Annotated in this window: 17 protein-coding genes; 6 read left to right on the top strand and 11 right to left on the bottom strand. The window is 65.4% G+C overall.

Features of this window, described 5'->3' with window-relative positions; translation table 11 throughout:
• The first annotated feature begins 63 nt into the window (after positions 1 to 63).
• The 4 genes from glgX (at position 64) to treY (ending at position 9,376) form a co-directional block, all read left to right on the top strand.
• Entirely contained in the window at positions 64 to 2,277 is a 2,214-nt protein-coding gene (gene glgX, locus AB3X94_RS05495; RefSeq protein WP_368610966.1) for a glycogen debranching protein GlgX, read from the top strand.
• A gap of 135 nt (positions 2,278 to 2,412) precedes the next feature.
• Positions 2,413 to 4,317 carry a malto-oligosyltrehalose trehalohydrolase gene (treZ, locus tag AB3X94_RS05490; protein WP_368610965.1) on the top strand — a complete coding sequence of 635 codons (1,905 nt, stop codon included), beginning with the start codon at positions 2,413 to 2,415 and terminating at the stop codon, positions 4,315 to 4,317.
• Positions 4,314 to 6,512, top strand: coding sequence for a 4-alpha-glucanotransferase (gene malQ, locus AB3X94_RS05485; protein WP_368610964.1), 2,199 nt, complete (start codon positions 4,314 to 4,316; stop codon positions 6,510 to 6,512). Before treZ ends, malQ begins: the two co-directional genes overlap by 4 nt.
• Positions 6,509 to 9,376, top strand: coding sequence for a malto-oligosyltrehalose synthase (gene treY, locus AB3X94_RS05480; protein WP_368610963.1), 2,868 nt, complete (start codon positions 6,509 to 6,511; stop codon positions 9,374 to 9,376). The genes malQ and treY overlap by 4 nt, the downstream gene beginning before the upstream one ends.
• 40 nt (positions 9,377 to 9,416) lie before the next feature.
• Here treY and AB3X94_RS05475 read toward each other — a convergent pair whose 3' ends face one another.
• Both AB3X94_RS05475 and AB3X94_RS05470 read right to left on the bottom strand, forming a co-directional pair.
• On the bottom strand, positions 9,417 to 10,760 hold the full coding sequence (locus AB3X94_RS05475) for a hemolysin family protein (protein WP_368610962.1): 1,344 nt from the start codon (positions 10,758 to 10,760) through the stop codon (positions 9,417 to 9,419).
• Between the two features lie 90 nt (positions 10,761 to 10,850).
• Positions 10,851 to 11,672 carry a sensor histidine kinase gene (locus tag AB3X94_RS05470; RefSeq protein ID WP_368610961.1) on the bottom strand — a complete coding sequence of 274 codons (822 nt, stop codon included), beginning with the start codon at positions 11,670 to 11,672 and terminating at the stop codon, positions 10,851 to 10,853.
• 196 nt (positions 11,673 to 11,868) lie between these two features.
• On the opposite strand from AB3X94_RS05470, the gene AB3X94_RS05465 reads away from it, so the two are divergent.
• A complete protein-coding gene (locus AB3X94_RS05465; RefSeq protein WP_176107182.1) occupies positions 11,869 to 12,210 on the top strand; it encodes an FKBP-type peptidyl-prolyl cis-trans isomerase in 342 nt (113 codons plus the stop codon).
• Positions 12,211 to 12,229: 19 nt separating this feature from the next.
• Positions 12,230 to 13,018 (top strand): AraC family transcriptional regulator, encoded by a 789-nt coding sequence (locus tag AB3X94_RS05460; RefSeq protein WP_176107181.1) that lies wholly within the window; start codon positions 12,230 to 12,232, stop codon positions 13,016 to 13,018.
• Positions 13,019 to 13,035: 17 nt separating this feature from the next.
• Here the strand turns inward: AB3X94_RS05460 and AB3X94_RS05455 are convergent, their stop codons facing one another.
• The 9 genes from AB3X94_RS05455 to trpB all read right to left on the bottom strand — a co-directional run bounded on the left by AB3X94_RS05455 (position 13,036) and on the right by trpB (position 23,047).
• Positions 13,036 to 14,232 carry an O-succinylhomoserine sulfhydrylase gene (locus tag AB3X94_RS05455; RefSeq protein WP_368610960.1) on the bottom strand — a complete coding sequence of 399 codons (1,197 nt, stop codon included), beginning with the start codon at positions 14,230 to 14,232 and terminating at the stop codon, positions 13,036 to 13,038.
• Between the two features lie 120 nt (positions 14,233 to 14,352).
• Positions 14,353 to 15,903, bottom strand: a complete 1,551-nt coding sequence (gene purF / locus AB3X94_RS05450; protein ID WP_176107179.1) for an amidophosphoribosyltransferase — start codon at positions 15,901 to 15,903, stop codon at positions 14,353 to 14,355.
• A gap of 89 nt (positions 15,904 to 15,992) precedes the next feature.
• Positions 15,993 to 16,544, bottom strand: coding sequence for a CvpA family protein (locus AB3X94_RS05445; protein WP_176107178.1), 552 nt, complete (start codon positions 16,542 to 16,544; stop codon positions 15,993 to 15,995).
• 7 nt (positions 16,545 to 16,551) lie between these two features.
• Complete coding sequence (locus AB3X94_RS05440) at positions 16,552 to 17,514, bottom strand: SPOR domain-containing protein (RefSeq protein WP_368610959.1); 963 nt, start codon at positions 17,512 to 17,514, stop codon at positions 16,552 to 16,554.
• Between the two features lie 29 nt (positions 17,515 to 17,543).
• Positions 17,544 to 18,854: a bifunctional tetrahydrofolate synthase/dihydrofolate synthase gene (gene folC / locus AB3X94_RS05435; protein ID WP_368610958.1), complete on the bottom strand. Its 1,311-nt coding sequence runs from the start codon at positions 18,852 to 18,854 to the stop codon at positions 17,544 to 17,546.
• Between the two features lie 231 nt (positions 18,855 to 19,085).
• The gene (accD, locus tag AB3X94_RS05430; protein ID WP_013092946.1) at positions 19,086 to 19,958 is read right to left on the bottom strand and encodes an acetyl-CoA carboxylase, carboxyltransferase subunit beta; all 873 of its coding nucleotides are present in this window, start codon (positions 19,956 to 19,958) and stop codon (positions 19,086 to 19,088) included.
• 78 nt (positions 19,959 to 20,036) lie between these two features.
• Complete coding sequence (trpA, locus tag AB3X94_RS05425; protein WP_368610957.1) at positions 20,037 to 20,849, bottom strand: tryptophan synthase subunit alpha; 813 nt, start codon at positions 20,847 to 20,849, stop codon at positions 20,037 to 20,039.
• Positions 20,850 to 20,929: 80 nt separating this feature from the next.
• Positions 20,930 to 21,844 carry a site-specific DNA-methyltransferase gene (locus AB3X94_RS05420; protein ID WP_368610956.1) on the bottom strand — a complete coding sequence of 305 codons (915 nt, stop codon included), beginning with the start codon at positions 21,842 to 21,844 and terminating at the stop codon, positions 20,930 to 20,932.
• Positions 21,845 to 21,853: 9 nt separating this feature from the next.
• A complete protein-coding gene (gene trpB / locus AB3X94_RS05415; RefSeq protein ID WP_013092943.1) occupies positions 21,854 to 23,047 on the bottom strand; it encodes a tryptophan synthase subunit beta in 1,194 nt (397 codons plus the stop codon).
• Positions 23,048 to 23,065 lie beyond the last annotated feature (18 nt).

Genomic DNA, 23,065 nt, shown 5'->3' with positions numbered 1-23,065 from the left:
GTTGCATGAAGACTCGGACGGACCCGGGCTCTAGCTCGACAATCAGAACAGGAAAGGGAAAACATGTCGCATGCGTTGCCCGACCGGTTGCTGCCCGGCTCACCGTATCCGCTCGGCGCGAGCTGGGACGGGCTGGGTGTCAACTTCGCGGTGTTCTCGGCCAATGCGCAAAAAATCGAGCTGTGCCTGTTCGATTCCACCGGACGCAAGGAGATCCGCCGCTTCGCCATGCCCGAATGCACTGACGAGATCTGGCACGGCTATCTGCCGAACGCGCATCCTGGCACCGCGTACGGCTTTCGCGCGCACGGGCCGTATCAGCCGCATTTCGGGCATCGCTTCAATCCGCACAAGCTGCTGCTCGACCCGTATGCGCGCAAGCTCGTCGGGCAGTTTCGCTGGTCCGACGCGCTGTTCGGCTATCGCGTGCATTCGAATCGCGCGGACCTTTCGATCGACCGGCGCGATTCCGCGCCCGCGATGCCCAAGTGCGTCGTCGTCGACGAGGCGTTCGACTCGTCGCACGACAGGCGTCCCGACGTGCCGTGGGGCGAAACCGTGATCTACGAAACGCACTTGCGCGGCGCGTCGATGCTGCGCTCCGATCTGCGCCAGCATGAGCGCGGCACGTTCGCGGCGCTCGCCGCGCCGGAGTTCATCGAGCATCTGCTGAAGCTCGGCGTGACCGCGGTCGAGCTGCTGCCCGTGCACGCGTTCCTGAACGACCGCTTCCTCGTGGAGCGCGGCCTGCGCAACTACTGGGGCTACAACACCGCCGCGTTCTTCGCGCCGGAACCGACCTACCTGAGCACGCACCGGCTCGACGAAATGCGCATCGCCGTGCGGCAACTGCACGCGGCCGGCATCGAGGTGATTCTCGACGTGGTCTACAACCACACCTGCGAAAGCAACGAGATGGGCCCGACCATCTCATGGCGCGGCCTCGACAACGCCAGCTACTACCGGCTGATTCCCGGCGACGAGCGTCACCATATCAACGACACCGGCTGCGGCAACACGGTCAATCTGCCGCATCCGCGCGTGATGCAGATGGTGATGGATTCGCTGCGCTACTGGTCGACCGCGTTCAACATCGACGGCTTCCGTTTCGATCTCGGCGTGACGCTTGGGCGCGAAAGCCACGGCTTCGATCCGGGTTCGGGCCTGTTCGACGCGTTGCGCCAGGACCCGGTGCTGTCGCAACGCAAGCTGATTTCCGAGCCCTGGGATATCGGTCCTGGCGGCTATCAGCTAGGCAATCATCCACCCGGCTTCAGCGAATGGAACGACCGTTTCCGTGACACCGTGCGACGGTTCTGGCGCGGCGACGCCGGCCTGCGGCCCGACCTCGCCGCGCGCCTGACCGGTTCGGCCGATCTGTTCAACCGGCGGCATCGCAAGCCTTGGGCGTCGCTCAACTTCGTCACGTCGCACGACGGCTTCACGTTGGCCGATGTCACCGCGTACGAGCAGAAGCACAACGAAGCCAACCAGGAAGACAACAACGACGGCCACAACGAGAATTGCAGCCGCAACTGGGGAGTCGAAGGCGCGACCGACGACCCCGCGATTCTCGCCACGCGCCGCCGCGTGTCACGCTCGCTGATCGCGACACTGATGATCGCGCTCGGCACGCCGATGGTGCTCGCCGGCGACGAAGCGCTGCGCACCCAGGGCGGCAACAACAATGCTTACTGTCAGGATAACGACCTATCCTGGATCGACTGGGACCTTGCGGATTCGCCGGAAGGCCGGCGCATGACCGAGTTCGTCGCGCGCGTGATCGGCCTGCGCAAGCGCCACCCGCTGTTGCGTGAAACGCGCTTTCTGTTCGGCGACCGTGAGGTGCTGCCCGGCCTGTTCGACGTCGGCTGGTTCGACGAACACGGCGATCCGCTGACGATCGAAGCGTGGCAGGACCCGGAGGGCCGCGCGTTCACATTGCGTCGCGCGGGACCGGGCCTGAATGGCGAAACCGAAGTATTGTTATTGATGCTCAACGCTCACGACGAACCGCTGCAGTTCTCGCCTCCCGCGCCGCACCTGGAATGGCATGTGCTGCTGGACACCGCCGATCCGGACCGCGCGCCGCAGCGGCTAGCGACGGCAGAACTCGAGGTCGGCGCACACGGCCTCGTGATACTCGCCGCGCAGCCGACCGGCGAAGCGGATTGGCAAGCCGGCTGGGTGGCTGGCGCGCAGCACGGGCCGCGGTTGTTGACCGCGCTGCCGCCCGACCCCGGCGCGCAGACACCAAACGACGATGGCTCGCAATGAACGACGCACTGCGGCGACATAGTTTGAGCGTGGACAAATCGCAACGCAGCCGGGGTGGCAAGAATGTTGCGACGCAATGCTTGCGTCGCGTCACCTTGCTATCCAGGCGCGTTTGCAGAGTCGAATGGTGAAGACATGTCCGATAGTCCGATTGATCCTCACACGCATCATCACGCGCACTGCCTGCCGTTCAGCGCGCAGTTGATCGGCGCGAGCGGCACGCGACCGCGCACGCGGTTCCGTTTTTGGGCACCGTCGTGCAACAGCGTGCAGGTGGTCATCGAAAGCGGGCACGCGCAAGGCACGCACGACATGGAGCCGACCGGCAACGGCTGGTTCGAGGCCACCGTGGAGAGCGGCGCGGGCACGCTGTATCGGTTCCAGCTCGACGGCAAGCAGACAGTGCCCGATCCGGCCTCGCGATTCCAGCCGCGGGACGTGCATGGCCCGAGCGAGGTCATCGATCCGCGCGCGTACTACTGGGAACACACCGAGTGGCACGGCCGGCCCTGGGAAGAAACGGTACTGTACGAATTGCACGTCGGTGCAATGGGCGGCTATGCGGGCGTGCAAAAACGCCTGCCCGAGTTCGCCGCGCTCGGCGTCACCGCAATCGAACTGATGCCGTTGAACGACTTTCCCGGCGGTCACAACTGGGGTTACGACGGCGTGCTGCCGTACGCGCCCGACTCCGCCTACGGCCGTCCCGAAGAACTGAAGGCACTGATCGACGCCGCGCATGGTGTCGGCCTGATGGTGTTTCTCGATGTCGTCTACAACCACTTCGGACCGGACGGCAACTATCTGCATACTTACGCGGAGCCGTTTTTCCGCGCGGGCGTGAACACGCCATGGGGCCCCGCGATCGACTTCGAGCGCAGCGAAGTCAGTGACTTCTTCACCGACAACGCGGTCTACTGGATCAACGAGTACCGCTTCGACGGACTGCGCTTCGACGCGGTGCATGCGATCGACAACCCCGCATGGCTGCGCGAGCTGTCGGACCATATCCGCGCGCGCGTGCAGCATGGCCGCCACGTGCATCTGGTGCTCGAAAACGAGCACAACAACGCGAGCCTGCTCGACGCGCATTTCGACGCGCAATGGAACGACGACGCGCACAACACGCTGCACGTGCTGCTGACCGGCGAAACCGAAGGCTATTACCACGCGTATGCGAGCGAACCGATTCGCCGGCTCGCGCGCGTGCTGTCCGAAGGCTTCGCGTATCAGGGCGAGCCGTCGCCGCTGCACGATGGTGCACCGCGTGGCGAAGCGAGTGCGCATCTGCCGCCCACGTCGTTCGTGATGTTTTTGCAGAACCACGATCAGATCGGCAACCGTGCGTTCGGCGAACGTCTGCGCAAGCTGACCTCGGACGACGCGCTGCGCGCCGCGACCGCGTTGCTGTTGCTGTCGCCGCAGATTCCGCTGCTGTTCATGGACGAAGAATACGGCTCGACGCAACCGTTCCTGTTTTTCACCGATTACACCGGCGCTCTCGCCGATGCCGTGCGCGAAGGGCGACGCCGTGAATTCGCGCGCTTCGCCGCGTTCAGCGACGAGAAAAGCCGCGCGCAGATTCCAGATCCGAACGATGCCCAGACCTTCGCCGCGTCGTCGCCACCCGCGCCCGATGCGAAGCCGACACCGGATCGGCTCGACTGGATGCACTACTACAAGTCCGCGCTCGCCGTGCGCGCGAAGCTGATCACGCCGCGCCTGAAACATACGAAGGCGTGCGGCGCGACCGTGCTGCGCGACGCAGGTGGCGGCGACGCGAACGCGCTGGTCGCGCGTTGGAAACTCGGTGATGGCGAGACGCTGTCGATCGCGCTGAATCTGTCGCAACAGAACGTCGCATTCGACGACATCCCCGCCGGCAAGATTGTTTTCGAAACGCCGCCACGCGCGCGCGAGCAGGCCGACGCGCGGGTATTGCCCGCTGATGCGTGCATCGCATGGCTGACCGGCGACATCAACGAATTCGCGAGCCGCCATGATGCGCGCATCGCGTCGCACGAGGAGCAGCGCGCGTGACGACCCGACGCCCCAACGACCGGCTCGCCGCGCTCGCCACCCGCGCAGGCTTCGAGGTGGAGTGGCAGGACGCGCACCACAACATGCAGCACGTGCCTGAAAAAACACTCGGCACGCTGCTCGAACGCATGGGTCTGCCGTGCGGCAACGCCACCGATATCCGCCACAGCGCCGCTGCTCTGGAGGCCGAACTATCGGGCCGCAGGCTGCCGCCGCTGATGACCGCGGTGATCGGGCGTGGCATCGCGCTGCCGGCGGCCGCGGTCAAATCGGGCAGCCATTACCGGATCGAGCTGGAGAGCGGCGCGATCATCGACGGCCGCTTCACCGCGCCGAAAGGCGAGGAAGCGCTGCTCGCGCCGATCGACGAAGCCGGCTATCACACGCTCGTGATCAACGATCAGCGCATGACGCTCGCGGTCGCGCCGCCGCGCTGCTACACCGTCGCCGACGCATGGCGCACGCTGCACGGCGGCGATGGCGACGGCGACGTCTCGCCGCCCATGCCGCCACTATGGGGCATCGCTGCGCAACTGTATGGCTTGCGTCGCGTCGGCGATGGCGGCATCGGCGATTACACGGCGCTCGCGCAGCTTGCACGGCACGGCGCGCAGCGCGGCGCGCACGCGCTCGCCGTCAGTCCGACCCACGCAATGTTCAGCGCACAGCCCGAGCGCTTCAGCCCGTACGCACCGTCGTCGCGTTTGTGGCTCAACGTCACACATATCGATCCGGCGGCGGTGTTCGGCGCCCACGCGTGCGCATCGGCATTGGCGCAGGCCGGCAATGCATCGTCGAAATACGAAGACCTGCCGCTGATCGACTGGCCGCACGCGACAGCGTTGAAACTCACGATATTGCGCGCGCTGTACGAGCAGTTCAACGCGAACGAGCGCCCGCAGCACTCGCCGCGCGCACTCGAATTTCACGGCTTCTGCGAACGCGCGGGGCGCGCACTCGAAGATCACGCGCGCTTCGAAGCGCTGCAAGCCGCGCAACTCGCGCAAGGCGGCGACGGCCATTGGCGCAACTGGCCCGACGCGTTGCGCGACCCGCGCAGCCCCGAAGTCGACGCGTTCGCCGCCGCGCATCGCAACGAGGTCGATTTTCATCTGTTCCTGCAGTGGCTGGCATCGCGCGGCCTGTTGCACGCGCAGCACACCGCGCGCGAAGCCGGCATGGCGGTCGGCCTGATCGCCGATCTCGCGGTGGGTTGCGACAGCGCCGGCAGTCATGCATGGTCCTACCCCGACGACATGCTGCAGGGCGTGTCGGTCGGCGCGCCACCCGATCTGTTCAACCAGGCCGGCCAGTCGTGGGGACTCACCACCTTTTCGCCGCGCGCGATGCGCACGCAAGGCTTCGCCGCGTTCATCGACATGCTGCGCGCGGCGTTCGCGCATGCCGGCGGCATCCGCATCGACCACATTCTCGGCTTGCGGCGTCTGTGGCTCGTGCCCGAAGGCGAAAGCGCGCGCAACGGCGCGTATCTGCGCTATCCGCTCGAAGACCTGCTGCGGCTGATCGCGCTCGAATCGTGGCGGCATCGCGCGATCGTGATCGGCGAGGATCTCGGCACCGTGCCGTCCGGTTTTCGCGAGCGGCTCGACGAGCACGGCATCGAAGGGATTCGCGTGCTGTGGTTCGAAGGCGCGCCCGACGGCCACGGCTTCAAGGCGCCGGCCGATTGGGACCGCTATGCGGTCGGCACGACGACCACGCACGATTTGCCGACAGTCGCCGGCTGGTGGCGCGGCAGCGACATCATGTGGCGCAACCGCATCGGCCAGACGATGGCGCGCGCCGACGGCCGCGACCCCGAAGACGCGGCGCTCGAAGAGCGCGCGCAGCAGCGCGCCGACTTGTGGCGCGCGTTCCAGCGAGCGGGCGTGGCCGCACCCGGCGTCGCGCCGCCCGACGCCGACAACCCGCCGGTCGACGAAGCGCTCGCATTCGTCGCCGCGACGCCCGGGCCGCTCGTCACGTTCCCGCTCGAAGACCTGCTCGCGCTTGCCGAGCAGCCGAATCTGCCGGGCTCGATCGACGAACATCCGAACTGGCGCCGCCGCATGGCGCTGCCCATCGACGCGATGTTCGACGACCCCGTCTTCACCGACCGCCTGCTGGCCGTCGACGGCGCTCGCCGCGCCGCCGCGCCTTCACCGAACACTTCCGCGGAGCCCGACACGCCATGACCGTCCCACGCTCCACACTGCGCCTCCAGTTCCATCGGGGCTTCACGTTCGACGACGCCGTGCGCCACGTCGAATACTTCGCCGCGCTCGGCATCAGCCATCTGTACGCGTCGCCGATCACGACGGCCGAGCCCGGCTCGATGCACGGCTACGACACCGTCGACTACACCCAGGTCAGCGCCGAATACGGCGGCGAGGCGGGCTTGAAGCGCCTCGTCGACAAGCTGCGCGCGCACGGCATGGGGCTCATCGTCGACATCGTGCCGAATCATATGGGCGTCGGCGGTTCGAGCAACGCGTGGTGGCTCGATATCCTCGAATGGGGCCGCCACAGCGCGTTTGCGCGTCATTTCGACGTCGACTGGCATTCGCCCGATCCCGCGCTGCGCGGCAAGGTGCTGCTGCCGACGCTCGGGGCGTCGTACGGCGATGAACTGGTGGCGGGCCGCATCGCGCTGCATTTCGCCGCCGACAGCGGTCGCTTTTATATCGGCTACGGCCCGCACGTGTTCCCGGTCTGCCCGGTCGATTACGCGGCGATCCTGCAAGGCGCCGACCGCGCCGATCTGAGCGCGCTCGCCAATCGCTTTCACGGACTCACGACGCAGCCCGCCGATCAGCCGCGCGCCGCCGAGGCGCGTGACGCGCTGCGCGAGTTCGTCGCGCGCGAAGGCGCGTCGGCGATCGAGTTCGTGCTGGAGACTTACGCGCCAGCAGATCCGGTCACGCGCGACCGGCTGCATCGGCTGATCGAGCGGCAGCATTTCCGGCTCGCGTGGTGGCGCACCGCCTCCGACGAAGTGAACTGGCGGCGCTTCTTCGACATTTCGACGCTCGCCGCCGTGCGCGTCGAGCGGCCCGAGGTGTTCGAGGCGGTGCATGCGCTGATCTTTCGCCTCTATCGCGAAGGGCTCATCGACGGCTTGCGGATCGATCATATCGACGGGCTCGCCGAGCCGCGCGAATACTGCCAGCGTTTGCGCCAGCGGCTCAGCGAGTTGCGCGACACCGCGCCGTACGTGGTGGTCGAAAAGATTCTCGGCCGCGGCGAGCCGTTGCGCGACGACTGGCCCGTCGACGGTACGACCGGCTACGACTTCATGCGCGACGTCGGCGCGCTGCTGCACGATCCGGCCGGCGCCGAGCCGCTCGCCAACACGTGGGCCGAACTGACCGGCCGCAGCGCGCGCTTCGCCGATGAAGCGCACGCGGCACGGCGCAAGATTCTCGCGGAAAACTTCTCGGCGGAACTGGACCGCGCGGCGCGCGCGCTGCATCGGATCGCACGCGATTCGCTGAGCACGCGCGACTTCACGTACCCGGCGCTGCGCCGCGTGCTGACCGAACTGGTCGTGCATTTCCCCGTGTACCGCATGTATCCGCTGGGCGGACTGCGCAGCGCCGCCGACAACGTCTATTTCGAGCAGGCGCTCGCGGGCGCGCGCGCTTCGCTGCCGCGCTCGGACGACGCGGCGCTCGAGCGCGTGAATGCATGGCTCGGCGGCAGCGCAGAAGAGGCGCCGCCCGCGCGGCCCGGCGCGCAGTCGCAGCAGCAGGCGCAAGGCGGCGGCGCGCCGCCGCATGCGGGATCGTCCCGGCGCAGCGCGCAAACGCTGTTTTCGCAGCTGACCGCGCCGCTCGCCGCCAAGGCGATCGAAGACACCGCCTGCTATCGCTATGGCCGTCTGCTGTCGCGCAACGAAGTGGGCTCCGACCCGGGCGAGTTCGCGCTGTCGGTCGAGCAGTTTCACGCGGGCAATCTCGAGCGCGCGCAACGTTTTCCGCATGCGATGCTGGCGACCGCCACGCACGATCACAAGCGCGGTGAAGACGTGCGCGCGCGGCTCGCGGTGTTGAGTGAGATCGCCGACGAATGGGGCGCGACGCTGCGTGCATGGTCGACGTTGAACGCGCCGCAGCGTCGCGCGCTCGACGGCACGCCGATCAGCAGCGTGAGCCAGGACAAGAGCGACGCATGGGCTCCCGGCCCCGCCGCCGAGGATATGCTGTACCAGACGCTGGTGGGTTGTTGGCCGCCCGATCTGCGTGCCGACGACGAAGCCGGCGTCAAGAAGCTGGCCGAACGCGTCGCGCAATGGCAGTTGAAGGAGCTGCGCGAGGCGAAACTGCAAACCAGCTGGCTCGCCCCCGACGAAGCCTACGAAGCCGGCTGCCGCGAGTTCCTGTTCGGCATCCTCGCGCCGCAGCGGCGCGACGCCTTTCTAAAGGAGCTGTCGGCGTTCGTCGAGCGGATTGGCCGCGCGGGCGCGCTCAACAGTCTGCAGCAGACGGTGCTGCGTCTTGCGTCACCCGGAATCCCCGATCTTTACCAAGGCACCGAGCTGTGGGACTTCAGCCTCGTCGATCCGGACAATCGGCGGCCCGTCGATTTCGCGCAACGCGAGGCGTGGCTGCCCCAAGCGCAAACTCCGCCGTCGGAATTCCTCGCGGACTGGCGCGACGGACGCGTGAAGCTCGCGGTGATCCAACGCGTGCTGGCGCTGCGCACGCATCTGCCGGAGTTGCTGAGTCAGGGCACGTATCTGCCGCTCACGGTGCGCGGCGCGCATGCGTCGAATGTGATCGCGTTTGCGCGGCGCCACGGCAATGCGTGGGCCGTAGTGATCGCCAGCCGGTTGGCTACGGGCTTGCTTGGCGACGATGCCGATCTGCCGCTCGTCGAATCCGCGCAATGGGCGGATACGGCCATCGAAATGCCGCCCGATCTGTCGGCGCGCGCGCTGTTCGACTGGCTGAGCCCCGCCGCGCCGAAAGTCGACGATCACGCGCTGCTGTATCTGCGCGACGCGCTCGCCGCGATGCCGGTCGCGGTGCTGGTGGAGGATGGGGTGCCTCGAAGCTGAGGCGGATGAACAGGGTTGAGGCTTCGGGTCGGCTCGGGCCTTAACCGCCCTCGTCGTCGAACACCTTCGGATACACGCGCACCAGCACGATGCGCGGTCCCTTCATCTTCTTGACCACCACGTCGAAGTCTTCGAATTCGACGCGCTGCCCTTCGCCGGGCAGATCGTTGAGGGCCTGGATCACGAGGCCGCCCACGGACTCGGCCTTGCCCTCGTCGATGTCGATACCCAGCGCCCGTTCGAGCGACACCACCGGCAAGCTGCCCTTGCCCATCAGCGTGCCGTCGTCCATGCGGGTCCAGTCGGCGTCGCCCTGGCGAAACTCGTCGTGGATCTGTCCGACCAGCGCGCCGAGCAGGTTGTCGAGCGTCAGGAAGCCGATCGGTTTTTCGTTCTTGTGGCCGACCAGCGCGAAGTGCGGCGCGCCTTTGCGAAAGCGCCGGAACAGTTCGAGCGCCGGCATGTCCGGTTTCACGTACTGTACGGGGCGCACGTAGCGCGACAGGTCTTCGAGCGTGCTGCCCGCCTGACGCGCGAGCAGCAGGTCCTTCAGATGGATCATGCCGGCCACGCGTTCGCCCGAGGCATCCTCGAACAGCGGATAGCGGCTGAAGCGGTGCCGCGCGACCACCTGCATGTTCTCGCGCAGCGGCAGATCGCGCCGCAGGCAGACCATTTCATGCGACGGCCGCATCAGATCCGATACGGTCATACGCGAGAAGTCGAGCGAATGCGCGATCGTGTTCCATTCGTCCTGGCTGTACGCGCCGGTCGACGAACCGAGTTCGCTCGCGACGTTCGCGCGGCGGCCGCGCAGGATCAGCTTGAGTTCCTCGGTCGAGTAATGCGAGTCGTGGCCGTGGTCGGTATCGAGGCCCGCGGCCTTCAGCACCGTGTTCGCGCTCGTGTTGAGCAACCAGATGGCGGGGTACATCGCCCAGTAGAAACCGTACAGCGGTGTTGCGGCCCACAGCGAAATTTTCTCCGCCTCGCGGATCGCCAGAGACTTCGGCGCGAGCTCGCCGACCACGATATGCAGGAACGAAATGCACGAAAACGCGAAGAACAGCGAAATGCCGTTGATCAGCCTCTCGGACTCGACGCCAATCAACGAGAAGAGGGGCATCAGCAGTTGCGCGAAAGCCGGCTCGCCGATCCAGCCGAGCCCGAGCGACGCTAGCGTGATGCCGAGCTGACACGCCGACAGATATGCGTCGAGCTGTCCGTGCACCTTCGCGAGCAGACGGCCGCGCATGCCATGCTGGGTGGCGAGGCTTTGCACGCGGGTCTGCCGCAGTTTGACCAGACCGAATTCGGCAGCGACGAAAAAGCCATTGAGTGCAACCAGAAACATTGCACCGATGAGGGCGACAACCTGTATCAAAGCGACGGGCTCCGGCAACAAAAGTTGTCAGTATAGGGTTGAAAGCTCTATGAAATCTTTATTGGGCGCGAACGCATTCGCGCGCGACGCTCATTTCGACACCGCCGCGCTGAACGGCACGCGCAGCACGAGCGTGGCGGGCGTCGCGGTGACGCTGCCCGCTTCCGTCGAATCGCTTTGCTCGAAGCTGCCGCCATGCGCCTCCGCGACGCGCTTGCACAACGCGAACACCCACGCGATGCGCTTCGCCTCGCGCGGCTCGCCCGCCTGCTTGCGGGCGAACGCTTCGAGCACGTGCGGCAGCGCCGCGTCGTTCAACGCGGCCTCGTTCGGTTCGTACGCGACGCTCGCATGCCATGTGCCGTTGTCCGCGCGCGCGGCCAGTGCGACCTCGGCGCCCCGCGCGCTCGCTTCGACGCCGAACGTCAGCATCAGCCACAGCGCGGCGGCGAGACGAGCGCGGTCGCCGTTCAGTTGCTCGGTGGCGATCTGCGAGTCGAGCCGCACTTCGACGCCGCGCGCGCGGGCGAGGCCGGCGCGGACTTCCTCGACGGTTTCGGCGAGCAGCGGATGCAGCGGAAAAGGTTCATACGTGAGCGCGAGCGATTTCGTTTCGGCGCGCGTCGTATCGACGATCGTCTCGAGCAGCTTCACCTGCTGATCGACGCCGCTGCGAATGCCGGTGATCGCGCGCTGCGAGTTGGGATCGTTCGCGTCGAGCTTGCGCTCGAGCACGTAGGCCCAGCTATGAATCGCATTCAACGGACCGCGCAGGTCGTGCGACACCAGCGACAGCACATGATCGCGCATGAACAACGCGGTTTCCGCGCGCAGCAGCGCGCTGCGTTCGGAGATGACGAAGCCGGCCGACGCCGGCTGGGCGCCAGCAGTCCCGGTGGGTGACGTAGTCACGATCGAGTCCTCTCAGGCAGTGCTGGATGATGGGGGGAAGCCTCATTATAGGCATCCCGTTTCGACCGACCAGTCCGGGCCGAACCGCAAGGCGCGCCGCAATCCGCATGCCATGCGCGAAACCGGCAAGATTCGGCGATCGGCGTCAACGCGCCTACAATGTCGCTTTTACGTTTTTTGATCTGAGGAGCAACGCATGTCGACTGTGACGACCGAATCCGGCCTGAAGTACGAAGACCTCGTGGAAGGCACCGGCGCCGAAGCCGTCGCCGGCAAGACCGTGACCGTGCACTACACGGGCTGGCTGACCGACGGCCAGAAGTTCGATTCGAGCAAGGACCGCAATGACCCGTTCGCGTTCGTGCTGGGCGGCGGCATGGTCATCAAGGGCTGGGACGAAGGCGTGCAAGGCATGAAGGTCGGCGGCAAGCGCAAGCTGACCATTCCGCCGCAACTCGGCTACGGCGTGCGCGGCGCGGGCGGCGTGATTCCGCCGAACGCGACGCTCGTGTTCGAAGTCGAACTGCTCGCAGTCTGAGCTGCACCTAAGTGCTGTTATGAGCCACGCCGCCGTCACCGCCCCTAACGTTTCGCTGCGCTGCTATGGCGCGATCGAAGCGTCGGACGTGCACGACTTCCACCAGGTCGTGCTGGGGCTCGACGGCGCGATGGTGATGGCGGTGAACGGCGTCGCGGAGCAGATCGACGCCGGCTCCGCATGGCTGATCCCGGCCGGCGCGCGGCACGAATATTCGGGCGTCGGCACCAACCGGCAGCTCGTACTCGATTTGCCCGCGACGTCGCTGGCGGTGCCCGAGCGGCTGTTCGAGCGCGCGCGAGCCGTGGCTGTCGATCCAGCGCTCGCGCAACTCGTGCACACGATTGCCGCGCATGCGGCGGGCGGCGCGGGCGAAGCGCAAGACGATGCCTTCGGTCATCGTCGCTTCCATTGGGATGCCGCCGCACGTCTGGGCGCCGCGCTGGTCGTCGATTCCGGGGCGCTCGCCGGTGCGCAGAGCGAAGGCGTTCGGCTCGATTTCGCGCGCATCGACCGCTGGCTGCGCGCGCATCTGTCCGAGCCGCTGAAGATCGCCGACCTCGCCGCGCACTGCGGCTTCGGCATGCGGCGTTTTCACCAACTGTTTACCGATGCGTTCGGCGAGACACCGCATCGCTATTTGCAGCGGCTGCGGCTCGACACGTCGATCACGCTGCTCGCGGACCCGCGTCTTTCGTTGACCGATATCGCGCTCGACATCGGCTTCGGCGATCAGAGCGCTTACACGCACGCATTTACGCGGCGTTTTGGGCTGGCGCCCGGGCAGTGGCGCGCGCTGCGGCACTGAGGGCGGCGAAGCTCCTGTCAGCCTTTTAACCCACGCTGCAGATCCGCACGGATATCTCCCGCGTTTTCGAGCCCCACCGCAAGCCGGATCAGACCTTCGCTGATGCCCGCCGCCGCGCGCGCTTCGGGCGTGATGCGGCCGTGCGTGGTCGTGGCCGGATGCGTGATCGTCGTACGCGTGTCGCCCAGGTTGCCGGTGATCGAACAGACCTTCGTGCCGTCGATCACGCGCCATGCGTTCGCACGCATCTGTTCGGGCGTGTCGCCCTTCAGTTCGAACGACACGATCGCGCCGCCCGACTTCTGCTGACGCATCGCGAGCGCATGCTGCGGATGCGATTCGAGTCCCGGATAGAACACGCGATCGACGGCCGGATGCGAGTCGAGCCAGCGCGCGATTTCGAGCGCATTCGCCGACTGCTTTTCGACACGCAGCGACAGCGTTTCCATGCCTTTCAACAGTACCCACGCGTTGAACGCGGACAGCGTCGGCCCGGCACTGCGCACGAACGGAAACACCTTTTCCATGATGAATTGCTTCGAACCGACCAGCGCGCCGCCGAGCACACGGCCCTGGCCGTCGAGGAACTTGGTCGCCGAATGCATGACGACGTCCGCGCCCAGTTTCAGCGGCTGCTGCAACGCCGGGCTGCAGAAGCAGTTATCGACGACGAACAGCGCATTCGCGGCCTTCGCGATCCTGCCGATCGCTTCGATATCCGAAACCTCGGTCAGCGGGTTGGAAGGCGTTTCGAGGAAGAACATCTTCGTTGCGGGACGCACCGCTTCGTTCCACGCGTTCAAATCGGTCGGATCGACGAACGTAGTCGTGATGCCGAACTTGCTGAAGATCTGCGAGAACATGCCGAGCGTCGAGCCGAACAGCGCCCGCGAGCTCACGAGGTGGTCGCCCGCCTGCAACGTCGACATCACGACCGACATGATCGCGGCCATCCCCGACGCCGTCGCGATACAGGCCTCGCCGCCTTCGAGCGCGGCCAGCCGGTCCTGGAACATCGAGACGGTCGGATTCGAGAAGCGCGAGTACGTGAAATAGTCTTCGGAGTTCCTGAAGCGCTCGGCGGCTTCCGCGGCGCTCGCGAAGACGAAGCTCGAGGTCAGAAAGATCGCTTCCGAGTGCTCGTTGAAGTCGCTGCGCGCGGTGCCCGAGCGGACGGCCAGCGTGTCGAAATCGAGGTTCAGGGAGTCGTCCATGTTGGGTCTGGTCTCCAGGAGTCGGTCGCTGCCTCGGCGGCTAAATGAGGCAGCAACAAAAAAGCCCGCTTTGCGTCGGCATAAGCGGGCTTCGTGTGCGGAAAGGTGCGGTGTGTGCGCTCAACCCACCGACAGTTGCAGATGCAGCTGCGAACGCGCCGGGCCGCCACCGTCGATCGCTTCGCTCGCGGCATCGCGATCCGATTGCGACGACGGCGCGAGACGCGCGCTTTCGATGCGGTCGAGGTACTCGGTCGTGATGTCGCCGGTCACGTAGTTGCCGTCGAAGCACGAAGCCTCGAACGCCTTCAGCGCCGGGTTGATATCGCGCACCGCCTGCTTCAGCGCGTCGACGTCCTGGTACACGAGGTGATCCGCGCCGATCATGCGCGCGACTTCCTCGTCGGAGCGGCCGTGCGCGACCAGTTCGCCGCGCGTCGGCATGTCGATGCCGTAGACGTTCGGGAATTTCACCGGCGGCGCCGCCGACGCGAAAATCACCTTGTTCGCGCCCGCATCGCGCGCCATCTGCACGATTTCATGCGACGTCGTGCCGCGCACGATCGAGTCGTCGACGATCAGCACGTTCTTGCCCTTGAACTCGATGTTCATCGCGTTCAGCTTCTGGCGCACCGACTTCTTGCGCACCGCCTGGCCCGGCATAATAAAGGTACGGCCCACATAGCGGTTCTTGAAGAAGCCCTCGCGATACTCGACGCCGAGCTTCTTCGCGACCTGCATTGCGGCCGGGCGCGACGAGTCGGGAATCGGCATGACGACGTCGATCGCGACGTCGGGCAGCTCGCGCTTGATCTTCTCGGCGAGGTAGTCACCCATGCGCAGACGCACGTTGTAGACCGGCACGCCGTCGAGCACCGAATCCGGACGCGCCAGATACACGAGTTCGAAGATGCAGGGGTTCAGGCTCGGAGCCGTCGCGCACTGCTGCGAATGCAGTTGGCCTTCCGCGTCGATGAAAACCGCCTCGCCCGGCTGCACGTCGCGCACGAATTCGAAACCAATGCCTTCGATCGCCACCGATTCCGACGCCAGCATCCACTCGACGCCTTCAGCCGTTTCCAGCTTGCCGAGGCACAGAGGGCGAATTCCGAACGGGTCGCGGACGCCGAGCAGACCGTAGCCGGCGATCAGCGCGACGATCGCATAAGAACCGCGCACCCGCCGATGCACGCCCGATACCGCCTTGAACAGTGCGGCCGGATCGAGTTGCAGACCCGAACTCGACAGTTGCAATTCGTGCGCGAACACGTTGAGCAGCACTTCGGTATCGGAATTGGTGTTCACGTGGCGGCGATCGATGCGGAACATCTCATCTTTCAGCTGCTGCCAGTTGGTCAGGTTGCCGTTGTGCGCGAGGATGATGCCGAACGGCGCGTTCACGTAGAACGGCTGTGCCTCTTCTTCGCTCGACGCCGAACCGGCGGTCGGGTAACGCACCTGGCCGATGCCGGTCGTGCCCGGCAGGCTACGCATGTTGCGCGTGCGGAACACGTCGCGCACCATGCCGTTGGCCTTGTGCATGTGGAAATTGCTGCCGTTCGCCGTCGCGATGCCGGCGGCGTCCTGACCGCGATGCTGCAGCAGCAGCAGGCTGTCATAGATCAGCTGGTTGACCGGGGAGTGGGAAACTACGCCTACGATGCCGCACATGGCATGTCCTTCAAAGGTACAAAATTCGTGATGGCGACCGGTGCCTATGCTCGCGCCCGCGCTTCGATGCGACGGGACGCGCTACGCCGTCATGGCAGCCGGTATGCGCCGGAGTCCTGTTGCGCGTTGCTCGGGGCGCCCAGATCGTCCACATGGACGTAAGCGGCGAGCGCCTCGGGGAGCAGCGGTTTCATTGCGCGTACGCCCGCAACCGCATATGGACGAAGCAGCGCATTGCGCCAGAATTCCTGTTTGGGCAGTTCGGTCAAGCCTGCGAGGGCGACCAGAATCAGCACCAGAACGACCCCGCGGACGAGGCCGAACATCAAACCGAGCGAGCGGTCCGCACCGCCTAGGCCCGTGACCTGCACGAGACGGCTGAGCAGCGCGCTCACCACGCTCGCGACCAGCACTACGCCGATCACCACGAGCGAAAAAGCCAGCAGCCACTGCGTCAACGCGCCGCCCGGCCAGGTGGACGGGATGTACGGGACCACGTAGCCGACGAACTCGCAGGCGACGAAAAACGCCGCGACCCAGCCGATCAAACCAAACACTTCCGACAGCAAACCGCGCCAGGCGCCTCGCAGCGCCGACAAACCGATCACCGCCATTACAGCGTAGTCGAAGGCAGTGAACATCGCTCGCTTACTGTGCGCTGCCGCCGTTCGAGCCCGACACGAGGCCCGCCTCGCGGACCTTCGCGACAGCGGCGGTGGCCGCGGCGCGGTCGGCGAACGGGCCCGCACGCAGCAATGTCAGCGTCGAACCGTCGGCTTGCTTCCGGTGCTCGGTATATGTGGGCACGCCCGCCGCTTTCAACTTCGCGGCCCAATTGCGCGCATTCGCTTCGTTCGAGAAGGCGCCGAGCTGCACCGCGAAACGGTTGCCCGGCGGCGAGGCCGGCGTGCCGGAGTTCGCGTCGGCGCTGGCGGTGGCCGGATTCGCGTCGTCGTCAGTCGATACCGACGGCGCGGCGGCGGGTGGCTTCGTCTGTTTGGCGGGCGCGGCGGGAGTGGTGTTGGCAGCAAGTGACTGCGTTTGCGGCTTCGCGGCTGGCTTCGGCGTCGCGGCGGTAACGGTGCCGGTGGCGACGGACGAGGCCGTGCCCTGTTTCGCTGCGGTCGATTGAGTCGATTGCGTTGGTTTCGCGGCAGAGGCCGGGGCCGCCGCCGTTGTCGCCGCGGATGCCGCGGTCGCTGCCGGCGCGAGGCTGGACGCGGCGATGCCGCTGTCGGCGGCCGGCGGATTGTCCGGCGCGACGCCAGCTTGCACGTCTTCGTTGGCGGTGGATCTGGAGAGCCTCGGCGCGGGCCGGCTAGGAATGTCGATCGAGATGTCGTCGGTGACGGGCTTCGGGTGCGAATCCAGCACCATCGGCAGAATAATTACCGCCGCGACGACCAGTGCGATTGCGCCGACGAGCCGGCGGCGCGCGCGCTGCTTTTCCGGCAGCGTGGGGTCGAGCAGCATTGCATCTGCGTCGACGGTGCGCTCGGTGCGGCGGGTACGCCGCTCGACGCGCTCACCGCGGGCGGCCCGATTGGAACTGGTGTTTGCGCCGCGCCGGCTAGGCGCGTCGTCTTTCTTGCCGAACGAGAAAATTCCCATGAATCGCTTGGTTCGAGCCTGGCGCCCGCTCAGTGTTGCTGCGATTTCCGGTAGGCCATCACACCCGCTACCGTATAGAAACTGCCGAAAACCACGATTCTATCATTCTCTGACGCACGTTTTAGCGCGTCCTGGAAAGCCTCTGCCGGCGTCGCGTAACGCGTGACGCTGCTGTCCTCGCTGTCGTCCACGCCCAGCTCGCGCAACGCGGTTTCCAGCTCTTGCGCGGACGCGGCGCGCGGGGTCGGCAGATCGGTCACGCACCAGTGATCGATCTCGCCTTTCAGATGACTGAGCACGCCGGCGATGTCCTTGTCGCGCATCGCACCGAACACGGCGTACGTGTACGGAAAAAAGCCCATGTTGCCGAGATTCTGCCCAAGCACCGCGGCGGCATGCGGGTTGTGGCCGACATCGAGCACGATGGACGGCTTGCCCGGCAGCACCTGGAAACGGCCCGGCAAATCGACGTTGGCGATGCCGAGCCGGATGTCCTGCGCCGACACCGGCAGACGGTCGCGCAATGCTTCGAGCCCGGCCAGCGCCGCCGACGTGTTGATCAGCTGATTCGCGCCGCGCAGCGACGGATAGGCGAGCGCCGAGCGCCGCAGCGTCGGTCCGACGTAGCTCCACTGCTGACGCTCGCTGCCGGCTTGGCCTTCGTAACGGAAGTCTCGGCCGAACAGCCACAATTGCGCGCCGATCTTTTCCGCGTGATCGATCAGCGATTGCGGCGGCACCGGGTCCGCGCAGATTGCCGGCTTGCCGGGGCGGAAGATACCGGCCTTTTCGAAGGCGATTTTCTCGCGCGTGTCGCCGAGATAGTCGGTGTGATCGATGTCGATGCTGGTGATGATCGCGCAGTCGGTATCGAGGATATTGACCGCGTCGAGACGCCCGCCGAGGCCGACCTCGAAAATCACCGCGTCGAGGCCGCGCGACGCGAACAGGCTCATGATCGCGAGCGTCGTAAATTCGAAGTAGGTCAGCGAAACCGGTTTGGCCAGGCTCTGGCGCGCGGCTTCGACCGCTTTGAAGTGCGGCAGCAGATCTGCGTCGCTCGCCATTGCGCCGTTGATGCGCGCGCGCTCGTTGAACGACAGCAGATGCGGCGACGTGTGGCAACCGACGGTGTAGCCCGCGCGCAGCAGAATCGCTTCGAGAATCGCGCACGTCGAGCCTTTGCCGTTCGTGCCGCCGACCGTGATGATCGGGCACGCGAACGACAGCTGCATCGCATCGCGTACCTGGGAGATGCGGCTCAAACCCATGTCGATGCCGACCGGATGCGCGGATTCAAGGTGCGTGAGCCACGCGTCGAGGGTGGGGAATGTCGTCATCGGGTGAATCTTGAGTGAGTCGCGGTAGTTCGGTTCTGCAGTGCTGCGAAGAGTGCTGGTCAGGCGGTTGCGGTCCGGGTCGCGGGTCGCCGGTCATGGGTGGAGACCGGGTTTGTGCGCATAAACCGCGAAACGGCATCGCAGGCGACCGTAATTATCCCGGAAATGACAGCGCGCCGCTTGATTGCTCACGCGGCGCGCCATTTTCTTGATTGCTTCGGTGCCCGGTTCTTACGCGACCGCGTCCGCCGGCTGATGGCTCAACAGCGCCAGCAATTGCGCTATCTCTTCGCGCAGCTTGCGACGATCGACGATCATGTCGATCGCGCCCTTTTGCAGCAGGAACTCGGCGCGCTGGAACCCTTCCGGCAGTTTCTCGCGCACCGTCTGTTCGATCACGCGCGGGCCGGCAAAGCCGATCAGCGCCTTGGGCTCGGCGATCACGACGTCGCCGAGGAACGCGAAACTCGCGGACACGCCGCCCATCGTCGGGTCGGTCAGCACCGAGATGAACGGCAGCTTGGCTTCGGCCAGCTTCGTGAGCATCGCGGTGGTCTTCGCCATCTGCATTAGCGACAGCAGGCTTTCCTGCATCCGCGCACCGCCCGAAGCGGTGAAGCAGATGAACGGCACTTTCTGTTCGAGGGCGTTCTGTGCGCCGCGCGCGAAACGCTCGCCGACCACCGACCCCATCGAGCCGCCCATGAACGAGAACTCGAAGTTCGCCACGACGACCGGCAGCGTGTGAATCGCGCCGCCCATCACGACCATTGCATCGGTCTCGTCGGTTTCGTCCATCGCCTCTTTGATGCGCTCGGGATACTTGCGGCTATCTTTGAACTTCAGCGCGTCGACCGGAACGATTTCCTGGCCGATTTCGTAGCGGCCTTCCGGATCGAGCAGGCTGTCGAGCCGCTCACGCGCGCCGATGCGCATGTGATGGTCGCACTTCGGGCAAACATGCAGATTGGCCTCCACGTCGTTGCGATACAGCACGGCTTCGCACGACGGGCACTTGATCCACAGGCCTTCCGGAATTCCCTTGCGGTTCTTCGGGTCGGTTTGTTTGATTTTTGGCGGCAGCAGCTTATCGAGCCAGCTCATAGGGAATCCTTCTGGGTCAGCAGTCGCGCAAACGGCGGGACGAGCCCGCCGCTCACGTTACCGCGACAAAAATAACTGTTATCGGGCAGTCGCGACGCTATCGAGCGCCTCGCGCACTTCGGCAACGAAACGCTTGAGCGTCTCGGCAGCGGCGTCGGGCGCTGCCTGTTCGAGCAATTGAACGATACGGCTGCCGATCACGACGGCATCGGCCACCTCACCCACCGCACGCGCCGTTTGTGCGTCGCGAATGCCGAAACCGACGCCCACTGGCAGGGGGACGCGCGACTTGATGGCCGGGATTTTACTCGCGATGCTGGAAACGTCCAGATTTGCGGCGCCGGTGACCCCTTTCAGCGACACATAGTAGACGTAGCCACTGGCGATACGGCCGACTTCGGCGATACGTTCATCGGTTGAGGTCGGCGCGAGCAAAAAGATCGGATCGATACCAGCAGACTGCATCTGTTCAGCGAAGTTAGCGCATTCTTCAGGCGGATAATCGACCACCAGCACGCCGTCGACACCGGCTTCCTTCGCGGCTTTCGCGAATGCCTCGGCGCCCATCCGCTCGATCGGGTTCGCATAGCCCATCAGCACCACGGGGGTTTTGTCGTCGGTTTCGCGGAAACGCTGGACGTCGGCCAGCACGTGACGCAGCGACACGCCCTTTGCGAGCGCACGTTCGGACGACTGCTGGATCACCGGACCGTCGGCCATCGGATCGGAAAACGGCACGCCGAGTTCAATCACATCGGCGCCGCCGGCGGCGAGCGCGTGCATGAATTCGACCGTGCGAGCCGGGTCCGGATCGCCAGCGGTCATGAACGGGATCAAGCCTTTCTTACCTTGGGCGGACAGCGCGGCGAATGTGTTCTTGATACGGGACATGGAAGTATTCTCGAATTAGGGCTACTGCGCGCTCATCGCCGCACATCTTTAAGCGAAATTAGCGGCACATTTTGCGCTTTTCACTGCACTTCGGTCGACGGCTGCATTTTCGGCTTCGCTCGGGTCCGACGCGGCGCAGCAGGCGTAGCGGCGGCGCTGACGCGCTCGCGCGCTATCGCGCAATAGCTCTCGTTGATCTCATAGCCGACGAATTCGCGCTGATGACGGACGCAAGCGACTGCGGTGGTGCCGCTGCCCATGAACGGGTCGAGCACGCGGCCGCCCTTCGGGCAGCTGGACAGCACCATCCGCTCGACGATTTCCAGAGGTTTCTGGGTCGGATGGGCGACGCGCTCGGCATGTTGCCGATGCAGACGCGAGACCGACCAGACATCCTTCGGATTATAGCCAAGCTCCAACCACTTGCTTCCTTCGAACAACTTTCGCGAACGCGCCTTCTTCGTGACTGCATCGTACGGGATGCGGACGGGATCGAGATCGAAGAAATAGTCCTTCGACACCGCGAAAAAACCGATGTTGTCATGCACCGACGTGAAGCGGCGCGTGGTGCCGCCCATACTCGGCACGCGCCGGTCCCAGATGATTTCGTTGACCATCACGAGTTTCGTCTTCAGGAAACTGAAGATTTCCGGCGCGTATTGCCAGGTGCAGAAAATGTAGAGCGAACCCGACGGCTTGAGCTTCGGGACAGCCCGCTCGAGCCAGCCACGCGTCCAGACGAGAAATTCCTCGCCCGTGCGCATGTCTGAGTCGTTGCCATAGTCCTTCCCCAGCCCGTATGGCGGATCGCAGACGATTAGGTCGATCGACCCGTCGGGAATGTTCGCTACATCGGTCAGAAAATCGCGGTTCAACAGCTGAATGCCGGCCGGCACTTGCGCAAGCAGCGGTGCAGATGCCGCGGCCGCCGGTGCTTCGGCGGCCGGATTCGTGGTTTCAATCGCCGGCTGCGGCTCGTCGAACTCGTCGCGCATCGCCGCGGCTCAGAACTGGATACCCGATCGCTCGGCGACCGTGTGCATGTCCTTGTCGCCGCGGCCCGACAGGTTGACCAGCAGGATCTTGTCTTTCGACAAGGTCGGCGCGAGCTTCGTGGCGTACGCGAGCGCGTGGCTCGACTCCAGCGCAGGAATAATACCCTCGATGCGGCAGCAGTCGTGGAACGCCTTCAACGCTTCTTCGTCGGTGATGCCGACGTATTGCGCGCGGTTGCTCTCTTTTAGCCACGCGTGCTCGGGGCCGACGCCCGGATAGTCGAGACCTGCCGATACCGAATGCGTCTCGATGATCTGGCCGTCTTCATCCTGCAGCAGATACGTACGGTTGCCGTGCAACACCCCGGGGCTGCCGCCGATCAGCGAAGCCGCGTGGCGACCCGTTTCGATGCCGTCGCCCGCCGCTTCGACACCAATCAACTGCACGGATTTGTCGTCGATGTACGGATAAAAGATACCCATTGCATTCGAACCGCCGCCAACACATGCGATGACGGCATCCGGCTGGCGCCCGGCGAGTTCGGGCATTTGCACGCGGCATTCGTCGCCGATTACACGCTGGAAGTCGCGCACCATCATCGGATACGGATGCGGACCCGCAACCGTGCCGATGATGTAGAACGTATTTTCGACGTTGGTGACCCAGTCGCGCATCGCTTCGTTCAGCGCATCCTTCAGCGTGCGCGAACCCGATTCGACCGGCACGACGGTCGCGCCGAGCAGTTTCATGCGGTACACGTTGGCGGCCTGGCGGCGTACGTCCTCGGCGCCCATGTAGACGACGCACTCCATGCCGAAGCGCGCGCAGATCGTCGCCGTGGCCACGCCGTGCTGACCGGCACCGGTTTCCGCGATCACGCGCGGCTTGCCCATGCGCTTGGCGAGCAGCGCCTGGCCGATCACGTTGTTGATCTTGTGCGCGCCGGTGTGATTCAGGTCTTCACGCTTCAGATAAACCTGCGCGCCGCCGAGCAATTCGCTCCAGCGCTGTGCGTGATAAATCGGGGACGGGCGGCCCACGAAATACTTCAGTTCGCGCTCGTATTCGGCTACGAATTCCGGGTCTTTCTGATATTTCTCGTACGCTTCGCGCAACTCGTCGAGTGCGGAAAACAGCGTTTCGGCTACGAACACGCCGCCAAACTGGCCGAAGTGGCCTCTTTCGTCAGGCAAGTTGTACATGGTGATCACTCTTCTCAG

The sequence above is a fragment of the Paraburkholderia sp. BR10923 genome, from assembly GCF_040948765.1.
Lineage (GTDB): Bacteria > Pseudomonadota > Gammaproteobacteria > Burkholderiales > Burkholderiaceae > Paraburkholderia > Paraburkholderia youngii.
Note: the sequence above shows the minus strand (reverse complement) of the source record. Positions and strands in the feature narration are given on the sequence as shown.